The organism is Flavimaricola marinus (genome assembly GCF_900184895.1).
GTDB classification, from domain to species: Bacteria; Pseudomonadota; Alphaproteobacteria; order Rhodobacterales; family Rhodobacteraceae; genus Flavimaricola; species Flavimaricola marinus.
In genome coordinates this window covers 251,502-269,742 of record NZ_FXZK01000001.1, presented here as the reverse complement: position 1 = coordinate 269,742, position 18,241 = coordinate 251,502, and the positions used below count along the sequence as shown (strand labels likewise).

The 18,241-nt window shown below is 62.5% G+C and carries 20 protein-coding genes and 1 tRNA gene; 10 read left to right on the top strand and 11 right to left on the bottom strand.

Annotated features, from left to right (window positions below):
* Positions 1–135 precede the first annotated feature (135 nt).
* The gene (locus LOM8899_RS01335; protein ID WP_093990359.1) at positions 136–978 is read right to left on the bottom strand and encodes a helix-turn-helix transcriptional regulator; all 843 of its coding nucleotides are present in this window, start codon (positions 976–978) and stop codon (positions 136–138) included.
* A gap of 153 nt (positions 979–1,131) precedes the next feature.
* On the opposite strand from LOM8899_RS01335, the gene rpe reads away from it, so the two are divergent.
* The 4 genes from rpe to LOM8899_RS01315 all read left to right on the top strand — a co-directional run bounded on the left by rpe (position 1,132) and on the right by LOM8899_RS01315 (position 5,077).
* Positions 1,132–1,812, top strand: a complete 681-nt coding sequence (gene rpe, locus LOM8899_RS01330) for a ribulose-phosphate 3-epimerase (protein ID WP_093990358.1) — start codon at positions 1,132–1,134, stop codon at positions 1,810–1,812.
* A 90-nt stretch (positions 1,813–1,902) separates the two neighbouring features.
* Positions 1,903–3,453, top strand: coding sequence for a DUF4153 domain-containing protein (locus LOM8899_RS01325; protein ID WP_093990357.1), 1,551 nt, complete (start codon positions 1,903–1,905; stop codon positions 3,451–3,453).
* Complete coding sequence (locus LOM8899_RS01320; protein ID WP_093990356.1) at positions 3,450–4,136, top strand: response regulator transcription factor; 687 nt, start codon at positions 3,450–3,452, stop codon at positions 4,134–4,136. The genes LOM8899_RS01325 and LOM8899_RS01320 overlap by 4 nt, the downstream gene beginning before the upstream one ends.
* Complete coding sequence (locus LOM8899_RS01315; protein ID WP_093990355.1) at positions 4,121–5,077, top strand: HAMP domain-containing sensor histidine kinase; 957 nt, start codon at positions 4,121–4,123, stop codon at positions 5,075–5,077. The genes LOM8899_RS01320 and LOM8899_RS01315 overlap by 16 nt, the downstream gene beginning before the upstream one ends.
* A 47-nt stretch (positions 5,078–5,124) precedes the next feature.
* Here the strand turns inward: LOM8899_RS01315 and LOM8899_RS01310 are convergent, their stop codons facing one another.
* The 6 genes from LOM8899_RS01310 to LOM8899_RS01285 all read right to left on the bottom strand — a co-directional run bounded on the left by LOM8899_RS01310 (position 5,125) and on the right by LOM8899_RS01285 (position 11,518).
* The gene (locus LOM8899_RS01310) at positions 5,125–5,961 is read right to left on the bottom strand and encodes an NAD-dependent epimerase/dehydratase family protein (RefSeq protein WP_093990354.1); all 837 of its coding nucleotides are present in this window, start codon (positions 5,959–5,961) and stop codon (positions 5,125–5,127) included.
* A 38-nt stretch (positions 5,962–5,999) separates the two neighbouring features.
* Positions 6,000–7,202, bottom strand: a complete 1,203-nt coding sequence (locus LOM8899_RS01305) for an NAD(P)/FAD-dependent oxidoreductase (protein ID WP_093990353.1) — start codon at positions 7,200–7,202, stop codon at positions 6,000–6,002.
* A 120-nt stretch (positions 7,203–7,322) separates the two neighbouring features.
* On the bottom strand, positions 7,323–8,933 hold the full coding sequence (locus LOM8899_RS01300) for an alpha-amylase family glycosyl hydrolase (protein ID WP_093990352.1): 1,611 nt from the start codon (positions 8,931–8,933) through the stop codon (positions 7,323–7,325).
* Positions 8,934–9,095: 162 nt separating this feature from the next.
* Entirely contained in the window at positions 9,096–10,124 is a 1,029-nt protein-coding gene (locus LOM8899_RS01295) for a trans-3-hydroxy-L-proline dehydratase (protein WP_093990351.1), read from the bottom strand.
* A complete protein-coding gene (locus LOM8899_RS01290; RefSeq protein ID WP_093990350.1) occupies positions 10,124–10,774 on the bottom strand; it encodes a GntR family transcriptional regulator in 651 nt (216 codons plus the stop codon). Before LOM8899_RS01290 ends, LOM8899_RS01295 begins: the two co-directional genes overlap by 1 nt.
* A 51-nt stretch (positions 10,775–10,825) precedes the next feature.
* Positions 10,826–11,518, bottom strand: coding sequence for a M48 family metallopeptidase (locus LOM8899_RS01285; RefSeq protein WP_093990349.1), 693 nt, complete (start codon positions 11,516–11,518; stop codon positions 10,826–10,828).
* A gap of 180 nt (positions 11,519–11,698) precedes the next feature.
* Between LOM8899_RS01285 and LOM8899_RS01280 the strand changes: the two genes are divergently transcribed.
* Both LOM8899_RS01280 and LOM8899_RS01275 read left to right on the top strand, forming a co-directional pair.
* A complete protein-coding gene (locus tag LOM8899_RS01280) occupies positions 11,699–12,031 on the top strand; it encodes a TIGR02300 family protein (protein ID WP_093991352.1) in 333 nt (110 codons plus the stop codon).
* A gap of 134 nt (positions 12,032–12,165) precedes the next feature.
* Positions 12,166–12,241 (top strand) — tRNA-Ala (locus LOM8899_RS01275).
* Between the two features lie 294 nt (positions 12,242–12,535).
* Here LOM8899_RS01275 and LOM8899_RS01270 read toward each other — a convergent pair.
* Positions 12,536–12,991, bottom strand: a complete 456-nt coding sequence (locus LOM8899_RS01270; RefSeq protein WP_093990348.1) for a cupin domain-containing protein — start codon at positions 12,989–12,991, stop codon at positions 12,536–12,538.
* Between the two features lie 95 nt (positions 12,992–13,086).
* On the opposite strand from LOM8899_RS01270, the gene LOM8899_RS01265 reads away from it, so the two are divergent.
* The gene (locus LOM8899_RS01265; RefSeq protein ID WP_093990347.1) at positions 13,087–13,668 is read left to right on the top strand and encodes a TetR/AcrR family transcriptional regulator; all 582 of its coding nucleotides are present in this window, start codon (positions 13,087–13,089) and stop codon (positions 13,666–13,668) included.
* A 176-nt stretch (positions 13,669–13,844) separates the two neighbouring features.
* Here LOM8899_RS01265 and LOM8899_RS01260 read toward each other — a convergent pair whose 3' ends face one another.
* The 3 genes from LOM8899_RS01260 to LOM8899_RS01250 all read right to left on the bottom strand — a co-directional run bounded on the left by LOM8899_RS01260 (position 13,845) and on the right by LOM8899_RS01250 (position 16,357).
* Complete coding sequence (locus tag LOM8899_RS01260) at positions 13,845–14,417, bottom strand: hypothetical protein (RefSeq protein ID WP_093990346.1); 573 nt, start codon at positions 14,415–14,417, stop codon at positions 13,845–13,847.
* A gap of 1 nt (position 14,418) precedes the next feature.
* Positions 14,419–14,859, bottom strand: a complete 441-nt coding sequence (locus tag LOM8899_RS01255) for an SMI1/KNR4 family protein (protein ID WP_168770438.1) — start codon at positions 14,857–14,859, stop codon at positions 14,419–14,421.
* 589 nt (positions 14,860–15,448) lie between these two features.
* Positions 15,449–16,357 carry a LysR family transcriptional regulator gene (locus tag LOM8899_RS01250; protein ID WP_093990344.1) on the bottom strand — a complete coding sequence of 303 codons (909 nt, stop codon included), beginning with the start codon at positions 16,355–16,357 and terminating at the stop codon, positions 15,449–15,451.
* A 95-nt stretch (positions 16,358–16,452) separates the two neighbouring features.
* On the opposite strand from LOM8899_RS01250, the gene LOM8899_RS01245 reads away from it, so the two are divergent.
* The 3 genes from LOM8899_RS01245 (at position 16,453) to LOM8899_RS23320 (ending at position 18,231) form a co-directional block, all read left to right on the top strand.
* Entirely contained in the window at positions 16,453–17,088 is a 636-nt protein-coding gene (locus tag LOM8899_RS01245; protein WP_093991351.1) for a DsbA family protein, read from the top strand.
* A gap of 601 nt (positions 17,089–17,689) precedes the next feature.
* Positions 17,690–17,875 carry a Flp family type IVb pilin gene (locus LOM8899_RS01240; RefSeq protein ID WP_133064957.1) on the top strand — a complete coding sequence of 62 codons (186 nt, stop codon included), beginning with the start codon at positions 17,690–17,692 and terminating at the stop codon, positions 17,873–17,875.
* A gap of 182 nt (positions 17,876–18,057) precedes the next feature.
* Positions 18,058–18,231, top strand: coding sequence for a Flp family type IVb pilin (locus LOM8899_RS23320; RefSeq protein ID WP_110521973.1), 174 nt, complete (start codon positions 18,058–18,060; stop codon positions 18,229–18,231).
* The last annotated feature ends 10 nt before the right edge of the window (positions 18,232–18,241 follow it).

Below are 18,241 nucleotides of genomic sequence, written 5' to 3'. Positions count from 1 at the left end.
GTCATTCGTCGCACACAGAAAAAGCGCGAGCTTTAAGGTCGATTCTGAAACTCGATCTGATTTGAGAGGCACCGATACCGCGGACCTGCGGCGGTGCCTCTCGACCCGACCCGGTGCTGCGCCAGAGGTGTGTGGTCAGCCGGGCTGAACCACGTCCCGCTGGTGGGTGCGCCGGAACTTCTGCGGCGTTTGTCCGTGGAATTCCCGAAACAGCTTATGAAAATGCGACAGGTTCGGGATGCCGCAATCCGAGGCGATCTCGGTCAGGCTATCGCTTGATCCGGTGAGCCTGCGCGCGGCAAAGGCCATACGCTGCCCATTGACATAGTCAGACGGGCTTTGCCCCAGAAACCGCCGTGCTGTCCTGCTGACATGCGGATGCGCTTTGCCGGCCACCCGTGCAAAGCCGGCTGCCCCGTCCCGGAAGACCCGCGGATCCCGCGCCGCGTCGCAGGCCGCCAGCAGCCAATCGGGCGCCGTCCTTGGCAGAGGCGTCATGCCGGCAAGGCCGGTGACGAGCGGCAGCAGAAAGGCTTCGGCTTCCAGTGCGTCCTGCCGTCCCCGTTCGAGCCGCAACGCCGATTGATTCAGGTCGGCCAGCTGCCGATTGTCTCGAGACAGCTTGACGGGCTGCGCCGCCTCCGACCAAAACAGCGTGCCCATCAGCGCCGGGTGCCGTTTCGCGAGGTCGGCGATCAAGTCGGGCCGGAACGTCACCGAGACGACCATCGCCTCGTCGCCACGTCCTTGAAGCCCATGCCTGTCGCCCGGTCGCACGAAGAGCAGGTCGCCTTCGCGCAGATCTTCGCGCAATTCGGGCATGTGGTGCCGCACCACGCCGTTCTGCACCCAGATCAATTCGAAGAAGTCATGATCGTGCAACGTGCTCGGTCGTTTCGTCCCAAGCGTTGCACGGACCAGCAGCACATGGTGCTCTGGCCCCAGAATATCCGCGTGTGAAAGGCGTATTATGCTCATGATTGACCATAATACGACAAATGCTGCGCTGCGGCAAAGCTTTTCTGCGGCGCAGCATTGCGCCGTTTCGCCGCATCCGTTCCGCCAAGTTGCGTGACATTTGCCAGCCGTCGCAGTATCGCGTGAGCCATCGCCAGCAAGGAGCCTCTCCCGATGACCTTTGACCGCTCGATCAAGATCGCCCCGTCGATACTTTCCGCCGATTTCGCCGATTTCGGACGCGAGATTCAGGCGGTGGAGGCCCAAGGTGCCGACTGGATCCACGTTGACGTGATGGACGGCCATTTCGTGCCCAACATCACTTTCGGCCCGCAGCTTTGCCGCGCCATTCGTCCGCATATCAAGACGCTGATGGACGTTCATCTGATGATCGCGCCGGTGGACCCGTATATCGAGGCCTTTGCCGATGCGGGCGCCGACATCCTGACCGCGCATGTGGAGGCCGGTCCGCATATTCACCGCACATTGCAGGCCATTCGTGCAGCCGGAGTGCGCCCCGGCGTGGCGCTGAACCCGGGCACGCCGGCCGATGCCGTGGCCAATGTCCTCGACCTCGTCGATCTGGTTTGCGTGATGACGGTGAACCCCGGTTTCGGGGGCCAGTCGTTTCTGGATATGACCGCCAAGATCGCCCGGTTGCGCGAATTGATTGGCGATCGTCCGGTGCATATCGAGGTGGACGGCGGTGTCGATCCGCGCACGGCTCCGGCCGTCGTCGCCGCCGGTGCGGACGTGTTGGTTGCGGGGTCGGCGGCGTTTCGGGGCGGTTCGGTCGCCGATCCTGCACCCTACGGCGCCAATATCGCGGCCATTCGTGCCGCGGCCCAAGCCTGATGGCGTCTGCGCAACTCCTGCACATTTGATCCGACAGGGCTGCACCTCGCCTCTTTAGACCCGACTGCAAAACTGCATGAGGGACAAAAGATGCGTGGATTTGAAGTGCGCGGCGTGCCGCGGGCCTTGGCCAAGGATGCGTGGTGGATGGTGCCGGAGGGCCCTTCGGGAGCGATCGACGGCGTTCCTGCCAAATGGGCCGTGCCAGGTGCGGCGATTGCCGGAGCGGTGGCGCTGGTCGTCTTGGCCGATCTGTTGATCTGGGCTGTGGCGTGGCCGGGCGTGTCCCTTGCGGTGTTTGCGGTCGCTATCGCGGTTGCGGCCGCGTCGGTGCTCGGACGCGTGCAAGCCCGGGCGGCCTGGATCGCGGCATCGGGCCTGATATTGGGCTTGCTGCCGATTGTGGAGCAGGTCGGACTGCTGTCGTTGCTCTTTGGGGTTGTCGGTCTGGCGTGGGCGCTGGTTTGGCTGGCCTTGGGATCACGGGCCAAGGCGTCCTTGTGGCTGCGCGCGATGGTGCGTCTGCCTGCGGCCGGAGTCGCGCAGATTTGGGTCGACGGGGCGGGGGCCGCGCGGGCGACGCTTGGGGTTCGTCCCGGTGGCCGGGGTCTCTGGGCCCTGGTGCAGGGCTGGGGCCTGACCGTGGGATTGGGCGCCGTCTTTGCGGCGCTGTTGGTCATGGGCAACCCGTTGCTCGACGTGTGGCTGGCCAATCTGGCTGCCACGTTCTCGGGCGCCCATCTCTCGCCGGACAGAGTGGTGTTCTGGGCGGTGATCGCGGCCTTGGTCTGGCCCGCGCTCCGCTTGACCGCTTTGCGCCCGACGCTGGAGGTGCCGCTGGGCTGGCAGATGCCGAGGGGCCGGGCCTTCGGGCTGTTCACCCCGGAAACGGTTGTCCGTGCCTTGGTGTTGTTCAACGCGATTTTCGCTGTCCAGACCCTCACCGATGCCACCTATTTGTGGGGCGGCGTGCGCTTGCCGGAGGGGCTGAGCTACGCCGCTTATGCACACCGCGGTGCCTATCCTTTGCTGGCGACGGCTTTGCTGGCCGGCCTGTTTGCCCTGTTGACCCAGCCTTTCTGGGCCGGGCGACCGATCCTGCGCACCCTTCTGGCGATTTGGGTTGCGCAGAACGTGCTGCTGGTCGCCTCGTCGGCCCTGCGGCTGGAGCTTTATGTCGAGGTTTACGGGCTGACCCGGCTTCGCTTTGCCGCCTTTGTCTGGATGAGCCTCGTCGCTGCGGGGCTGGCGCTGATGCTGGTTCAGATGGCCCGCGGGCAAAGCGTGGCGTGGCTGATGGCCCGATCTTTCGGGCTTGCAGGGGTGGTCCTCTACGGCTTGTGCTTTTTCAACATCGACGGATATGTCGCCCGCCATAACCTGAGCCAGCCTGCCTTGGTGTTGGATTATTCCTACCTTTGCGATTTGGGTGCGGGGGCCGCACCCGCCATTGCGGAGCATCTTGCAGACGGAACCGCGCAGCCTTGTTCTGTGCCGATTGTCCGGGAGCCGGTGGACTGGCGCGAATGGGGCTACCGCAATGCCCGATTGCGCCATAGTCTTGCAGCGGTTCCGCCGCCCAAGGATACTTCCGTGTCCGCGATGGAGCGGTTCTATGCGCCACAGGGAGATGCGCGATGACCACCCGTATCCTGATCGTCGATGACGATCCGCAAATTCGCGACGTGCTCCGTATTGCGCTCGGTCAGGCAGGCTATGACGTCGTCGAGGCCGCTGATGGCGCCGCGGGGCTGGCCGCTGCGCTGGAGGGTCCGGATCTGGTGGTGCTCGACATAGGATTGCCGGAAATGGATGGCCGCGAGGTGTGCCGCCAGCTGCGCAAGACGAGCGAGGTGCCCGTGCTGTTCCTGACGGCCGAGGGCGACGAGATCGACCGGGTCGTGGGGCTGGAATTGGGGGCCGACGACTATGTGACCAAGCCGTTCAGCCCGCGTGAGCTGGTGGCCCGCTGCCGGGCGATCCTGAAGCGCGCCGCGCCTGTTGCGGCAGAAGCCGAAGGGGTGGCGCATGGCGTGCTGGCACTTGATCGCGGCCGGCACGAGGCCCGCGTCGGGCCGGTGTCCGTCCCGCTGACCGCCCGCGAAATGGAGATATTGGAGCGCCTCATTGCCCGCCCGGATCAAGTGATCCCGCGTCCGACCCTCGTCGATCTGGTCTATGGCACGAATGTGCATGTCAGCGACCGGACGGTGGACAGCCATCTGCGCAATCTCCGCGCAAAGCTGGCCGGGGCGGGATGCCCGGACGCCATCGAGACGGTCCACGGTGTCGGCGTGAGGATGGGCCCGTGCAGAGGAGCGTGACCCAGAAATGGCGGCCGCCGCTGACCTTGGTCATTGGCGGCACTCTGGCGGTCGTCTTGGGTCTGCCGGTTCTGGGCATCGCGTGGTTCAAGATGGCGGGCAACATTCTGGGCTGGTTGGAGACGGCCCAATTGTTTGCCGCGGTGGGTATCGTGGCGACGCTTGTCCTTGCGTTTCTGCTGTGGCGTCTGGTCTTGCGCCCGATCCGCCGGTTGTCGGACTACGCGCAGGCGATGCGCGAGGGCCGTTTTGCGGTGCCTCCGCCGGAGCATTTCGGCACTCAGGAATTCAGCGCCCTAGGTCGCAATGTCATCGACATGGCAGAGGCTTTGCGCGGCCGCGAGGCGGTGCTGCGGTCCTATGCCGATCATGCGACGCACGAGTTGAAAGGCCCCCTGACTGTGCTGCGCGGCGCGGCGGAGTTGCTCGACAGCCCGACCCTTGAGCCGGAGGATCGCAGTCGTCTGCTGGCCCGGATCGACGAGGCGGCGGACCGCATGACTGCGCTGCTTGACGCACAACGGGTGCTGGCCCGCGCGCAAGAGCCCTTGTCGCGCGGTCAGGCCCGGATCAGCCCGTTTTTGCCGGAGCTTCAGATGGAACATTCCGATCTGGAATTGACCCTTGAGGCCGACGCGGTGCTGCCCTTGTCGGCTGACGGCCTTCGTCTCGTGCTCGATCACCTGCTGGGCAATGCAGCCGCCCACGGCGCTACGGAGGTGCGGATTGCGGCGACCCCCGGCGAATTGCGCGTATCGGATAACGGCCCGGGTGTGTCACCGGGAAATCGCGACCGGATATTCGATCCGTTCTTTACCACCCGCCGCGAGGCCGGTGGCACGGGGATGGGCTTGCCCATCGTCCGCCGGATGCTTGAGGCGCATGGCGCCACCATTGCGCTGGAGCCGGAGAAGGGGGCCGTATTCGTGGTGAGGTTCTGAGCGGCAGCTCATCTCTTTGGTCCGGCCTGCCTGCGATGTGACGGAGGCTAGGCGTTGCCCTCGCTCAGCCGCTTGATCATCGCCACGCCGCTTTCGCCCAAGGGCACGATCGCGAAGGGCCCGCCCAGTTTCATGTGTTGCGGGTCTTGGGGATCGAGCTTGCCGGCTTTTGCCAGCAGCTCTGCGGCCATGTATTCGGCGTTGTCCTGCGGTACATAGCCCAGATAGCTGGCCTTGGCGTTGTTGACCGCCCCACGAGTATTGCCCGAGATCCCGAAGATCGCGGTATAGCCGACCGTCGGCGCTTCGATCCCGCGCTGGACCAGTTGGATCAGGTCGCCGTAGCTGAGCCACGATCCGAGTGCGCGCGCGTTTCCCGGCTCTGGCGAGCAGGAGAAAATGCGGATGGCAACGCATTCGATGCCCCGCTTTTCCCAGTGCATCCGCGCCAGATCTTCGGTGAAACATTTCGCCAGCCCGTAGTAGGTATCCGGTCGGTGCGGCGCGTCGAGGTCGATCCCGTCGTTGACGTTGTGCATGCCCACGGCGTGCACGGACGAGGCGTAAATGATCCGCCGCACACCGTGCTCGTGTGCCGATTCCCAAATGTTGTAGGCGCCGATGAAATTCGGGCCGAGGAGCTCTTCGAATGGGGCCTCGTCTGCGATGGAGGCGAAGTGGATGACCATGTCCGCTCCTTCGAGAAGTGGCCCGATCTGGTCGCGTTGCGACACATCGGCCTGCACGAAACGCTCGTTGGGGGCCAGATCGCTGATCTCATCGACGATATCGGTGCTGAGCAATTCGTCGCACATCTGGGACAGGGGGCCGCGAAGGACGCTGCCCAGGGCTCCGGCGGCTCCGGTGAGGACGAATTTGGTCATGGTGTGGTTCCTTTGGTCGTCGTGATGTGCTGCGGCGGTCAGATGACTGCCCGTTCGGTGAGGGCGGCATTGGCGCGGATGCGCTCGTAGCCGAGCGCCGTGAGGTCGAGGCTGCGGTATGCGCCGTAGATCAGAAGTTCGCTCAGCCCCCGGCCAACGGCGGGCGATTGTTGCAGCCCGTGCCCGGAGAAGCCATTGCAGAAGTGGAAATTCCGCACCTCGGGATGAGGCCCAAGGACGGCGTTCTGATCCAGCGTGTTGTAGTCGTAATGCCCGGCCCATGTGTTGCGCAGCTTGATCCGCTCGAAGGCCGGGATCCGGTGGGCGAGGGCGGGCCAGACCTTGTCTTCCCAGAGGTTGTGATCCATGGCGAAATCGTCGGGATCGCGGGGGTGGTCGTCGTCGGGTGCCGCGCCGGCCATGTAGTAGCGCCCGTCAGAGCGGACGTGGATGCCGCTGGGATCGATCGTCAGAGGCAGGTCGCGCGGCAGCGGCGTCTCTGCCTCGAAGACGTAGGTGTATCGCAGCCGTGGCTCGATCGGCAGGGGCGCGTCTATCATCGCGCTGATCTCGGCCCCGCGGGTCCCGGCACAGTTGACGACCGCGCCGCAACTGATGCTTTCGCCTGACGCGAGGGCGACGTGGGTGACTTTGTTCGCGCCGAGGCGAAGTCCCGTGGCCCGGTTGTGGATACGTTCGACGCCAAGCTGCCCGCCCTTTTTGCGCAGCCAGTCAAAGATCGTGCCACCGTCGAAATACCCTTCGTTTACGGGGTTATGCGAGGCGGCGATGATGCCGTCGAGGTTGTAGAACGGATAGGCCGCCGCCAGTTTCGCCGGGCTGAGCATTTGCGTGCCCGCACCGAGGCTGGCCTGCAATAGCTGAGAATTTGCCAGCGTTTCGGCAAAGCTGTCGTTGTCGGCCAGATACATGTAGCCGAAGGACTGGATCGGGATGTCGGGGGCGCTGTCATCCTCCATGAACTCTTTGAACCGGTCGATGAACATCGCCCCGAACTGGCTGATCTGGATGTTCACGGCGGTGCCGAATTGCTGCCGGATGCAGGAATTGGTCAGGCTGGTGGCCGCGTGTTCGAAGGTTGGATCGGCCTCGATGACCAGTATCCGCCCTTGGAAATCGGGGTTGCGGGCACACCACCACGCCACGGCGCTGCCCATCATCGCGCCCCCGATGACGACGATATCGTAGGTTTGATGCGTGGGGCGGATTGGCAGAGCCATGGGTGTCTCCGACAGCGGGGCTGTTCGGGACGCTAGCGCCAAGTGGCATCGAAGGAAAGCGCTGTGATCGGGCAGATCGGGGTGGGCCGTGGCCCACCCCGGAGCTGTAAGATCGGACCGTTAGTCCGCCTTGGCAGAGCTTGCAGGAGGCGTTTCGAGGAACACGTAGCCCCGCGCCGGCAGGATGACCTTGCCGTTCTCGACGTCGGCGTTCTGCGGTCCTGTGGGCGTCCCGTCGATGTCGACCTGCTTGATATCGTCCGACAGGTTGAACAGAGCCGTCAGGCTGCCCGTGTCGGTGCTGCGCCGAATGCCGAGGATCGGATGCGGCAGGTCGAGAAAGCTCGTCTCGCCGAACCGTAGTTCTTCGCGCTGCTTGCGAAACGCCAGTGCCGAGCGGTAGTGCGCCAGCACGCTGTCGTTGCGGCCTTGCTGCTGATCGACTGCATTGGCGGCCTGCGGTGCCTTGACCGGCAGCCACGGCGTCCCGGTGCTGAAGCCGGCATTGTCCGCGTTCGCTTCCCAGACCATCGGGGTCCGGCAGCCATCGCGCCCTTTGTAGTCGGGCCAGAAGGCGATGTTGGCGGTGTCTTGCAACTCTTCGAAAAGGATGTCGGTCTGGGTTTGGCCGAGTTCCTCGCCCTGATAGATCCCCAAGGTCCCTGGAAAGCTGGTGAGCAACGCAATCGACTGCTTGGCCGTGGCGACGGGATCACCGCCATGCTGGGTCCACCGGCTGACGTGCCGATCGACGTCGTGGTTCGAAAAGGACCAGCTTGGCCAGCCGTCGGGTGCCTTGTCCATGAAGGTCTGGATGCACCGCCGGAAGTGGCCGGGCGAATAGTCGTGGCTGAGCATGGCAAAGGAATAGGCCAGATGCAGCTTGTCTTTGCCGGAGGTGTATTCGCCCATGATCTCGACCTGGCGATCACCCATTTCGCCGACTTCACCGATCAGCATCCGGTCTTCGTATTCGTCGGTCAACGCCCGCATCCGCCGCAAAACATCGAGGTTTTCCGGCTGAGTCTTGGAATAGATCTGGTTTTGAGCCTCGTAGGGATTGCCCGGAAAATCGCCCCAGTCAGAGGGCGGATTGCTCCTCAGCCGCGCGTCGTGGACATAGAAGTTGACTGTGTCGAGCCGGAACCCGTCCACGCCCCGATCCAGCCAGAACCGCATCGCATCCAGAAGAGCGTCGACCACCCGCGGGTTGTGAAAGTTCAAATCCGGCTGCGAGGTCAGGAAGTTGTGCATGTAGTACTGGCGCCGATTCGGATCGAATTGCCACGCCGAACCGCCGAAGATGGAGATCCAGTTGTTGGGCGGCGTGCCGTCCCGCTTGGGGTCGGCCCAGATATACCAGTCGGCCTTGTCGTTGTGCCGGCTCGACCGGCTTTCGACGAACCACGGATGCTGATCGGACGAATGGCTGAACACCTGATCGATGATCACCTTGAGCCCAAGTTCATGCGCTCGCGCCACCAGTGCATCGAAATCCGCGATCGTCCCGTAGAGTTCCGACACGCCGGTATAATCTGAAACGTCGTAGCCCATGTCTTTGTCGGGCGAGGTGAAGAAGGGCGATAGCCAGATTGCATCCGCGCCGAGATCGGCCACATGTTCGAGCCGCGAGGTGATTCCGGGCAGGTCGCCGATGCCGTCGCCGGTACTGTCCTGAAAGCTGCGCGGATAGATCTGATATACAACGGCGTCGCGCCACCATTCACGCATGAGAGTCCCCTCGTCTGATTCGGCGGGACATTATCAACCTTGAGAAGAGGGTGGAACGCGATCCGCCACGGCCGTGTCGATTTCCACGAAAATGTGCGATTGCCCTGAAATTGGCGCTGTTTTGATGGGCAATCAGCGAGATTCGGGCGGCATTTGAAAGTGTTAGCGCGCGCCCCAGGTGTCCGACAACCTGTAGCCTTCCTGCCACGGGTCGGACGGGTCGACCATGTGCTGATGCGTTCCGGTGACCCAAGCCCGCCCGCTGATCCGCGGGACGATGGCGGGAGTGCCGTTCAGATCGGTGGTGCCGACGATCTGTCCGGTGAACCGCGACCCGATGATCGAGGTGGCGACGAACGTCTGGCCCACCTCCATTTGCCTCCGCGCGTGCAGCAGCGCCATACGAGCGGACACCGCCGTGCCTGTCGGGGAACGGTCGACCTTGCCCGGTCGGATCGCGACGGCCGAGCTGGCTTCGAACCCTTCGGCCGTTTCGCTCAGCGCCCCGGCAAAGAGGCAGAAGGAGATGTGCCTCCAATCGGGCAGGGTGGGATGGCTGAACCCCAGCTGGTCCTGTGCGGCGGCGGTGATCTGCACGCCGAGCCGGGCGATTTGGTGGGCATTGTCGGCGTGAATGTCGATGCCGAGCGCAGCCGCGTCGACCACGACGAAGCTGTCGCCGCCGAAGGCGGTGTCCACCATGATCGTTCCGAGACCCGGCACGGTCAGCTCCGTGTCGAGATGCCCGGCAAAGGAGGGCAGGTTCTCTACGGTGATCCGCTCTGCCTTGCCGTCGGCGCAATCGGCCCGCACCCTGACCAGCCCGCCCGGTGCTTCGAGGGTGATTTCCGTCACCGGCTCCGTCATCGGCAAAATTCCGGTGTCGAGCAGCACAGTGGCGACGCAGATGGAATTCGAGCCGGACATCGGCGGCGTGTCTTCCGGCTCCATGATGATGAAGGCCGCATCGGCGCGCGGATCCTTGGGCGGGACCAGCAGGTTCACGTGCCGAAACACCCCGCCGCGCGGTTCATTGAGCATCAGTCGCCTCAGGGCTCCGTCCTGAGCAATGTGGTGGCGCATCTCCCACAGGGTCTGGCCCGGGGGCGGACTGACACCACCGACGATAACGTCGCCGACCTCGCCCTCTGCATGGGCTGACACGGTATGAATGATCCGCCCGGTCCGCATCAGTTGCGCAGCATCCGGAGGCCCTGAATGGCGTCGGTGCGCACGGCCAGGCGCAGGCCGGGGTCATCGCCCGCCTTGAGTGCGGCGAGGATCAGTTTGTGATTGTGCGGTGGCTCGGTGCGATTCAGCCGCGCATAGAGTGCTGCCATCGTCGGCCCCAGTTGCAGCCAGACCGTTTCCGCCATCGCCAGGATCGCCGGCGCCTGAGCCCGCAGGTAGAGCGTTCTGTGGAATTCGAGATTCATCCGGATGTAGCCCGTCGCGTCTTGTCGCGCGACCATCTGGCTGACGCCGTGATTGATCGCCTCCAGCCTGTCGATCAGCGCGAGGTGCGCGCGGGGCAGGGCCCGCGTGGCGAGCTCGGGCTCCAGCAGGGCGCGGAGCGCAGCGAGTTCTTCGATCCGGTCGTTTGAAAGCTCTGGCGTGGACACTCGGCCCGAAGACGACAACGTCAGTGCGCCTTCGGCGACCAAGCGGCGCACCGCCTCCCGCGCGGGCGTCATCGAGACTTCGAATTGCTTGCCGATTCCCCTGAGTGTCAGCGATTCTCCGGGTGGCAATTCACCGTGCATGATCTGCGTTCGCAGCGCACGGTAGACCCGTTCGTGGGCGGCGCCGGTAAGGTCGACGGGGCGGGGTGATATCATCATGGCGCGAATGTGATCACGAATTGGCCCTCCGTCAATCCGGCTCGCGCCGCCCTAGCTCCCGAAGCGGACCCTGTGCAGCGTCTCGCCATGCTGCTTGAGCCAGCGCCGGGCCTCTTGATAGGGCGGGAACAGCCGCGCACAGGTGGCCCAGAAGGCGGCCGAGTGGTTCATTTCGGCCAGATGCGCAACTTCGTGGGCGGCGACGTAGTCGAGGATCGGGGCAGGGGCCATGATCAGCCGCCACGAAAACATCAGGTCGCCTTTAGCGGTGCAGGAACCCCAACGCGACCGTGTATCTCGCAGCGTCAGCCGCCCATAGGGTCGCCCGAGTGCCGAACTGTGTCTGTCGCACGCCTCGGCCAAGGCATCGCGCGCCCGCGCTTTCAGGAACGCTTGGGTGAATGTGCCGATTTTGGCAGGATCGTCCGGCAAGAGCAGTTGCCCATCCACCAGAGTGGGGGCTTTGACGTTGCCGGGGCGGAGTACCATATCCTCGCCGCGATACGGGATGCTCGCTCCGAATGCGGGCACGACCTCGGACTGCATTCCAGACAGGTGTTTGCGCAGCCAGGCCTCGCGCTCGGCCACGAAGGCGACGCCTTCGCGTTCGGCCAGCCGCGGCGGCATGGTCAGGGTGACTCGTCCGTCCAGCCGCGATACCCGCAGCGACAACCGTCGTGCTCGGGTGGACCGCTTCATTTCGACCGCGATCGGGGGGTTGCCCGGCAGGATGTGCTGACCCATATGCCCCTCTTGGCCTCTCTGCGCAAAAATGCGGTCAAATGGCTTTGACACGCCCCAAGCCTTATGGCAGTGGACCCTGATCCGCTGCAAGGCCGCGACTTGAGTTTGCGTCAGAGCGATGAAAGCGCCGGTGCCGGGGAGAGCCCTGCGCATTGGCCACAGGAATTGAAGGGAACGAGAATGCCCAAGGAAGAATGGGGAACCAAGCGCGTCTGCCCGACGACGGGCAAGCGTTTCTACGACTTGAACGCCGATCCGATCATCAGCCCGTATACCGGGGAAGTGGTAACTGTCGAAACCGGCAAGAATCGCACCATGGTGGCCGATGCCGAGGACGCTCAGAGCAAGAAGGCCGCAGCCGAGACGTCGACCGACGATACCGATCTGCTGCTCGACGATGACGACGACGATGACGACGTCGATCTGGGTGACGACGTTCTCGAAGACGACGACGACGATGACGATACGGTTTCGTTCGACGACCTGAAGGACGTTGCGACCGACGACGACTGATACGTTCGGTCGGTGACCGGCCCCGCAAACGAGGGCTGGAAAGAAAACTGCACCGGTGGCGGGATTTTCCACTTGATCTCGCCCCGATCCGCGCTTAGAGACCGCGCACGATACGCCGCCATGGTGCGGCAGATGGGGCCTTAGCTCAGCTGGGAGAGCGCTTGCATGGCATGCAAGAGGTCAGGGGTTCGATCCCCCTAGGCTCCACCAAATTCCTACTCCAACACATAAACGGTAAGTCCTGATTGCTGATCCGTCGGTCGGATTTGAATACGGGCATGGTTGGGGCTTTGTCTGGGTCGGCGAGCCTCGGTGAATCGCTGACGATTTGGGCGGCAATGTCATGGCGTTGCTCCGTCGTTCGAGCCGAATGCAGGTCGCATGATGGACGGCGAAGCTGCTCCCCGTCGGGCCTGGGGTGTCGGAGCCGTCGACCTTGCAACCGCTCCGACATTCGGTTTGGAATCGCTGGGCGTATTCCTGCTGTGTCGTACAGACTGCTGACTATTGCGGTGCCGAGATCGTCATGCCAGCGGCTTGCGCAACCTTGAGAACGGCGCCGAGGTCCGGCTCGGATGGTGTCGGCAATGTCGTCTGATCGTCGGGAAGTGCTTTGCCGATCCCGGTGAAGAACGCTTTGTGCATGTGCCCGGGTGCATTCAGAATGAGAAGGCGCGCGGGGCCTTCGCCGATTGCCTGAAATGCATGAACCTCACCATCGGGAATCGCCACGAAATCTCCGGGACCGGCGATGCGTTCCGAACCGCCGATGTTGAAGGCGACTTGGCCGTCGAGGATGAAGAATCCCTCCGTCTCACCGGCATGATGGTTTGGCGGTGCGCCGGCGCCGACGGGGACGAGGCATTCAACGAGACAATACTTTCCGTCGACGTCATCCGGAAAGGCGTGGAACTTCAACAGAATGTTCAAAACGTCATAAGTGCGCGGCAGAGTTTCCATTTTGATGATCCTTGTTTGAAATAGCAACGGCGTTATGATACACGTGTCTCAAAATAAGACAATAGTCTCATAAGTCACAAGCCAAGGAAGCCGCAATGCCGAAAATTCAGGGTCGATCCGCGCAACGTGCGCGCACGCGTCAGGCGATTCTGGACGGAGCCCGAAAGCTGCTGTCGGAAGGCAAGACCGTCACCGTCGCTGCTGCCGCGGCAGAAAACGGCGTGTCCAAGGCAACCAGCTATCGCTACTTTTCAGATGCTGACCTGTTGGTGGCAGAGGCTGTGCTCGACATCACGACAAAGCCTTACGAGGCCGTCGTCAGCGGGGCCACGGATTTGCGTTCGAAGCTCAAGGCGATCTGCCTCTATTACCTTGATCTCGCTTTCGAACATGAACCTGAATTCCGCCAGTTCCTCGCCGCGTCGATGCGGGCATGGACCGCCGAAAGCAAAGGAGCCACGCGGGGTGGTCGTCGCGTCAGCATGTTTCACCGTGCGCTGTCGGAGCATGAAACCGGTTTGAGTGACGATCAGAGGGAAACGCTTGTCTGCGGCCTGTCGGCGTCGACTGGAATGGAGGCCCTGATCGCGTTGATCGACGTCGCCGGCGCGACACCGGACCAAGCCCGGGACGTGGTCGGTTTCATGGTCGAAGCGATGCTTGATCGGGCGCTCTGAACCAGTTGCCAAGCTGGCCTGCTCTGTCCAAAAAGGTTCAGCCCCGTTGGGATGGGAAATCGGTGCGGGATGTCCGGTTCGGTCTCGTGGCTGCCAGCTTTGGGCCGGGGCCAGCTACACGGCGGGGGGCGGACATTGACTTCGTCCTTGGTCGCGGTTGGAGGCGCCACGTGCGGTCAATGCGGATGACCCGGGCTGTGTTCGGGCTGAAGCTCAATTTGATCAGGGCGCAGATCGAGTTCTGGCGGTGCTTTCACATCGAACGTCAAACGCCGGCCGCTGAGAAGCTGGGCGTATGCTTCGGCGCCCAGCTTTGGCCCTCTCACATTCCGGAACGTGCGGCGCATGTGCCGGAACAGGGTGCGCTCGAGTTGCAGGGTTTCCGGCGCCGTCCCGTGGCCCCAGAACTGCGAACGGATCAACGGGCCAGCCGGATGTTCTCCGAAGAGTCGAATGACGACCGCGGCTGAAAACTCCGGTGGCCGGAGCGAATACCGTGTGCCGGAGATATGGCGATACGACGCTGCTCTCACCTCCGTGCCCGGCGGCACGAGGAAAAGGTCGTGAGGGATGCGGCCCGGGACCAAGCGTAGAGGATCGGGTATCGCGCGCGCGTGGTCGTAGAGGTGGATTTCGGGGGAATGCATGTCCGGGTGCACCGCATAGACGAAGCTCTCCTCCGCCTCGACCAGATCCATCAGGGCGAGGAAATCGCGCGAGGTCGCGTAGAAATACGTGCATTTGCGCATGTCATCGTGCTTTCAGGCCGGCAAGGAACGCCTCGAAGCTCGGCGCAATCACATTCAGCCCGACATCGAAGGGAACTTCGTGATCGCTGAAAAATACTTTGCCGTGGTTCGGCCCTTTCAGCGCCAGCACGATACTATTGCCGCCTTCATCTCCTCCGATGGCCAGATACCAAGGCCGGAGTTCTCCACCGTAGTTCGAGTGATAGTGCCAGAGGTCGTTGTAGGTGTGTTCGGAATTCACGGCATAGAGGTAATGTAGGATTGTGCTCGTCTCGCGCCCGTCTTTCTCGAATGTGATCAGGCGATTTTCGGGCATCTGGCCGTTCCGATTTGCCAGCCAGTCGCGATAGGCCGGGGGTAGCCGCGCATCGAGCACTCTTTCCAGCAGGTCGAGTGTGTCGGCCGCGAGGGAGGACGGTGTGGGTTTGCGAGCTGACTTCACGGCCGGTCCTCCCTGCAGCACCAACGGTTCGGCGTTTGCGAGGACCGCTTCACGTCGGGATTGGGCCGCGTTGGCGGCTCAAAGCGTGGGGTGTCGGGTCGGGCCGAGAGGCCGATGCCACCCCGTCTTGTCGGATGCCGTGCGCTGGCGAGAATGCCGCTCGACGTTGGGGCCAAGGACCGCGCAGGTGGTTCGGCGATAGCTAGAATGTTCATCGCCTTGAGGCTCCTCGACCGACATGTATGATGCTGACGTTTCGCGAAAATTTCGTAGTCGTCAAGCGAGGCGATTGGGGGCACCACACCCGGGCGCGGCCGCCAAGGGAATCGGTGCCGGGCGTTGTTTCTGCAGTATATCCGTTCGGGGCGGAACCTTGGCTTTCGCCGGGGGCGGAGCGACTTTCGGTGCTCGCCCTGATTATGGAACTGACTGACGCCGCGCCGTCAGGTCGCTGCCGAAGGAGCCGCTGGTCTGTCATCCGTTTGCGGGTTTGGAGGCCGCATTTCGACGGCAAACCGGGCGAGTGGCGATTAAGTGCCGGAGCGAAAACGCACCTGTGCCATGATGAGCGGGCAGGTCATAAGATGCCTCACTCGCGGCCCCTTACCTTTTCGGCTTGGCGGAGCATCGTTGTAAATGCCGTCACCTTTGCCGTGCGGAAATTCGCGGCAGGAAGAACCACGTAAATGCCGCCTTCGGGCAGGTGCCAGTCCGGTAGCACATGGGTCAGCGTGCCCGTTGCCAGATGGTCCTGCACCAGAAAATCCGGCAGGATCGCCAGGCCTGCGCCCTCTCCTACCGCGGACATGATCGCGGGGGCGCTGTCGATTGAGAGGTCGCTCTGCCATTGGACCGTTGCGGTTTCCCCTGCCGCATTTTCGAACAGCCATTGCAGCGGATCAGGCAGGGCCATGTTTGCGACGAAGGGAATGGCAGAGAGGTCATCGGGATGCCGGACGTGATCGAACTGACCGGTATCGGCGCCTGCGCCGACGAGCAATTGCCGAAACCCGCGCACCTTGCGCGCCAATAGGGACGAGTCGCGCAGCCACCCGACCCTTATAGCCAGATCGAGCTCTCCCGCCATGAGATCGCTGTGGCCGTCGCCCAGATACAGCTCCACCTGGCAATCGGGGTGCTGTCGCCTGAACGCGGCAACCAGTGGGGCCACGATCGCCGTGCCGTAGTCGTTCGGGGCCGTCATCCTCAATGTCCCAACCGGCTGTTCCGAGAGCTGCGACATCTCACTGAAGGCGAGTTGCGCCTCGTTCAGGATCGACGTGCAGCGCGCGTAGAAGAGCTTGCCGGCCTCGGTGGCGCTGACCTTGCGCGTGTTGCGCACCAAGAGGGTCGCTTTGAGTTCGCTCTCCAACTGCGTCACCTGGCTGCTGACCACGGCTTTGGTCACGCCGAGGCGTTGAGCGGCTTTGGTGAAAGAGCCCGTTTCCACCACCGCCGTGAAATAGGCGAGCCTGTTGAGGTTGTGCGTTTTCGACATGCCATGACTGTTAGTCATTAGCATACGGACTGTCAAAATCGTTTGCCTTATAAACGGCAATGGATGCGACTATGTCGAGGTCCAAGGAGACAGACATGACACAGACACTGCATTACCTTTTCGATCCGCTTTGCGGCTGGTGCTATGGGGCCTCTGCGACCATTGCGACGCTTTCGAAGCATCCGGATATCGACCTGAAGCCGCACGCCACGGGGCTGTTTGCAGGCGGCGGTGCGCGACCGATGAAGAGCTTCGCGGCGCAGGCCTGGGCGAATGATCAGCGGATTGCGGCGCTGAGTGGTCAGCAATTCACCCAAGCCTATCGGCGGGATGTGCTGGGGGCGGAAGACGCGTCGCTGGATTCCACGGTGGCGACGCTGGCCGTTACGGCCGTGGCCGATACGGCTCCTGATCGCGTGATCGAGGCACTCGCCCGCATTCAAGCGGCGCGCTATGTCGACGGTAAGGATGTGACCTCCTCTGCAGTCGTCGCAGACCTGCTGGCAGAGCTCGGTCTGAAGGAAGCGTCTGCGCGTGTTCTGGAACCCGATACCGCCCTCCTCGATCTGGTCCGCAATCGCACCACCGAGGCCCGCACTTTGATGACGGCTTTCGGATTGCAGGGTGTTCCGGCCCTGATCGCGGAGATCGACGGTACAAGCCGCGGGATGGACGCCAGCACGCTTTATTCCGGGCCCGACGCAGTGTTGTCGGCCCTCGGGTTGGCCTGATCCGCAGGTGCCGAAAGGCGAGTCACCGCCACGTGGAGACAGCCTGAAATTCCAACCTATTCACCCGGGCCGCTGCTCGGGTGAATACATTCCATTCGCTCTTGGGACCAAACAGCCCGGAAGAGGTGCGTTGCCGCCCGGCAGGAACGGCCCGTCTGCGCGGTGTCGATTGGTGTGGCCTCACGCTGGCTGGTGATTGCGCATTTACCGCGCTTTGACTTCGCCCACTCAATGCCGATTTGCTGGACTGTCCGAGTTTGGAGAGCTTTTCCTAAATCCAATTTAGAATTGGTTCCTCGCCCTCGTGGAATGGATCAGAGTACGCGCAGAATCGCGGCCGAGCGTTTCGATTAAAGATTCATTAAATGAACGCCACGTATTCGGTTTTGCGATGATTCTGTCATCGGAAGGTCGCGCCACACTTTTGCCTTGATTCTGACGAATTCGACCAAGTTCACAACTTTAACGGTAATTTCTCATCTCTCCGGGTGAGGGTACGCGCCTGGGCTTCGCATTATGATGGAGTATGTCGTGGGGGGAGCCTGCGATTTCTAAGACAGTCCATCTGTCTATCGTTCAAATCAAGAATGGGAAGTTAACTATGACAAACTCTTTTTCCAAGTTGCTGAGCAAGTTCCGCCGCGACGAGAAGGGCGTAACCCTTGTCGAGTACGGCATTGCGCTGGTTCTGGCTGTGTCCGTCGGCGTAGGTGCCCTTTCGACACTGGCCGACGATGTCGATGATGAAATGACCTCGGCTTCGGGCGTACTACAGACTACTCCTTAATTGCGTTGTCGTCTCGCCTCTGACTTGTCGCTTCTGGAAACAGATCTGGCTGGCAGGTTGCGAAACTGTCTGCAGAAGCTCTGGGTGTCTGCATTTGGCGGCATCCAGAGTCTTCAGCGCTTTTGAAAACGAAGCGATTTCTTGGAATATTTGTTTCGTCACTAAATCGGAAAGCAAACGTCATGGCGCGTTTCACAAGATCGATATTCAAACGGTTTCTGAGGGATCAACAGGGTGTGACGCTCGTCGAATATGGCATCGCTTTAATGCTGGCCACTACAGTCGGCGCGTTTTCACTGATGTCGCTTGGCGACACCGTCTCGGCCAAGATCGTTGACGCCGGGCAGTTTTTCTGAGTCGAATCCA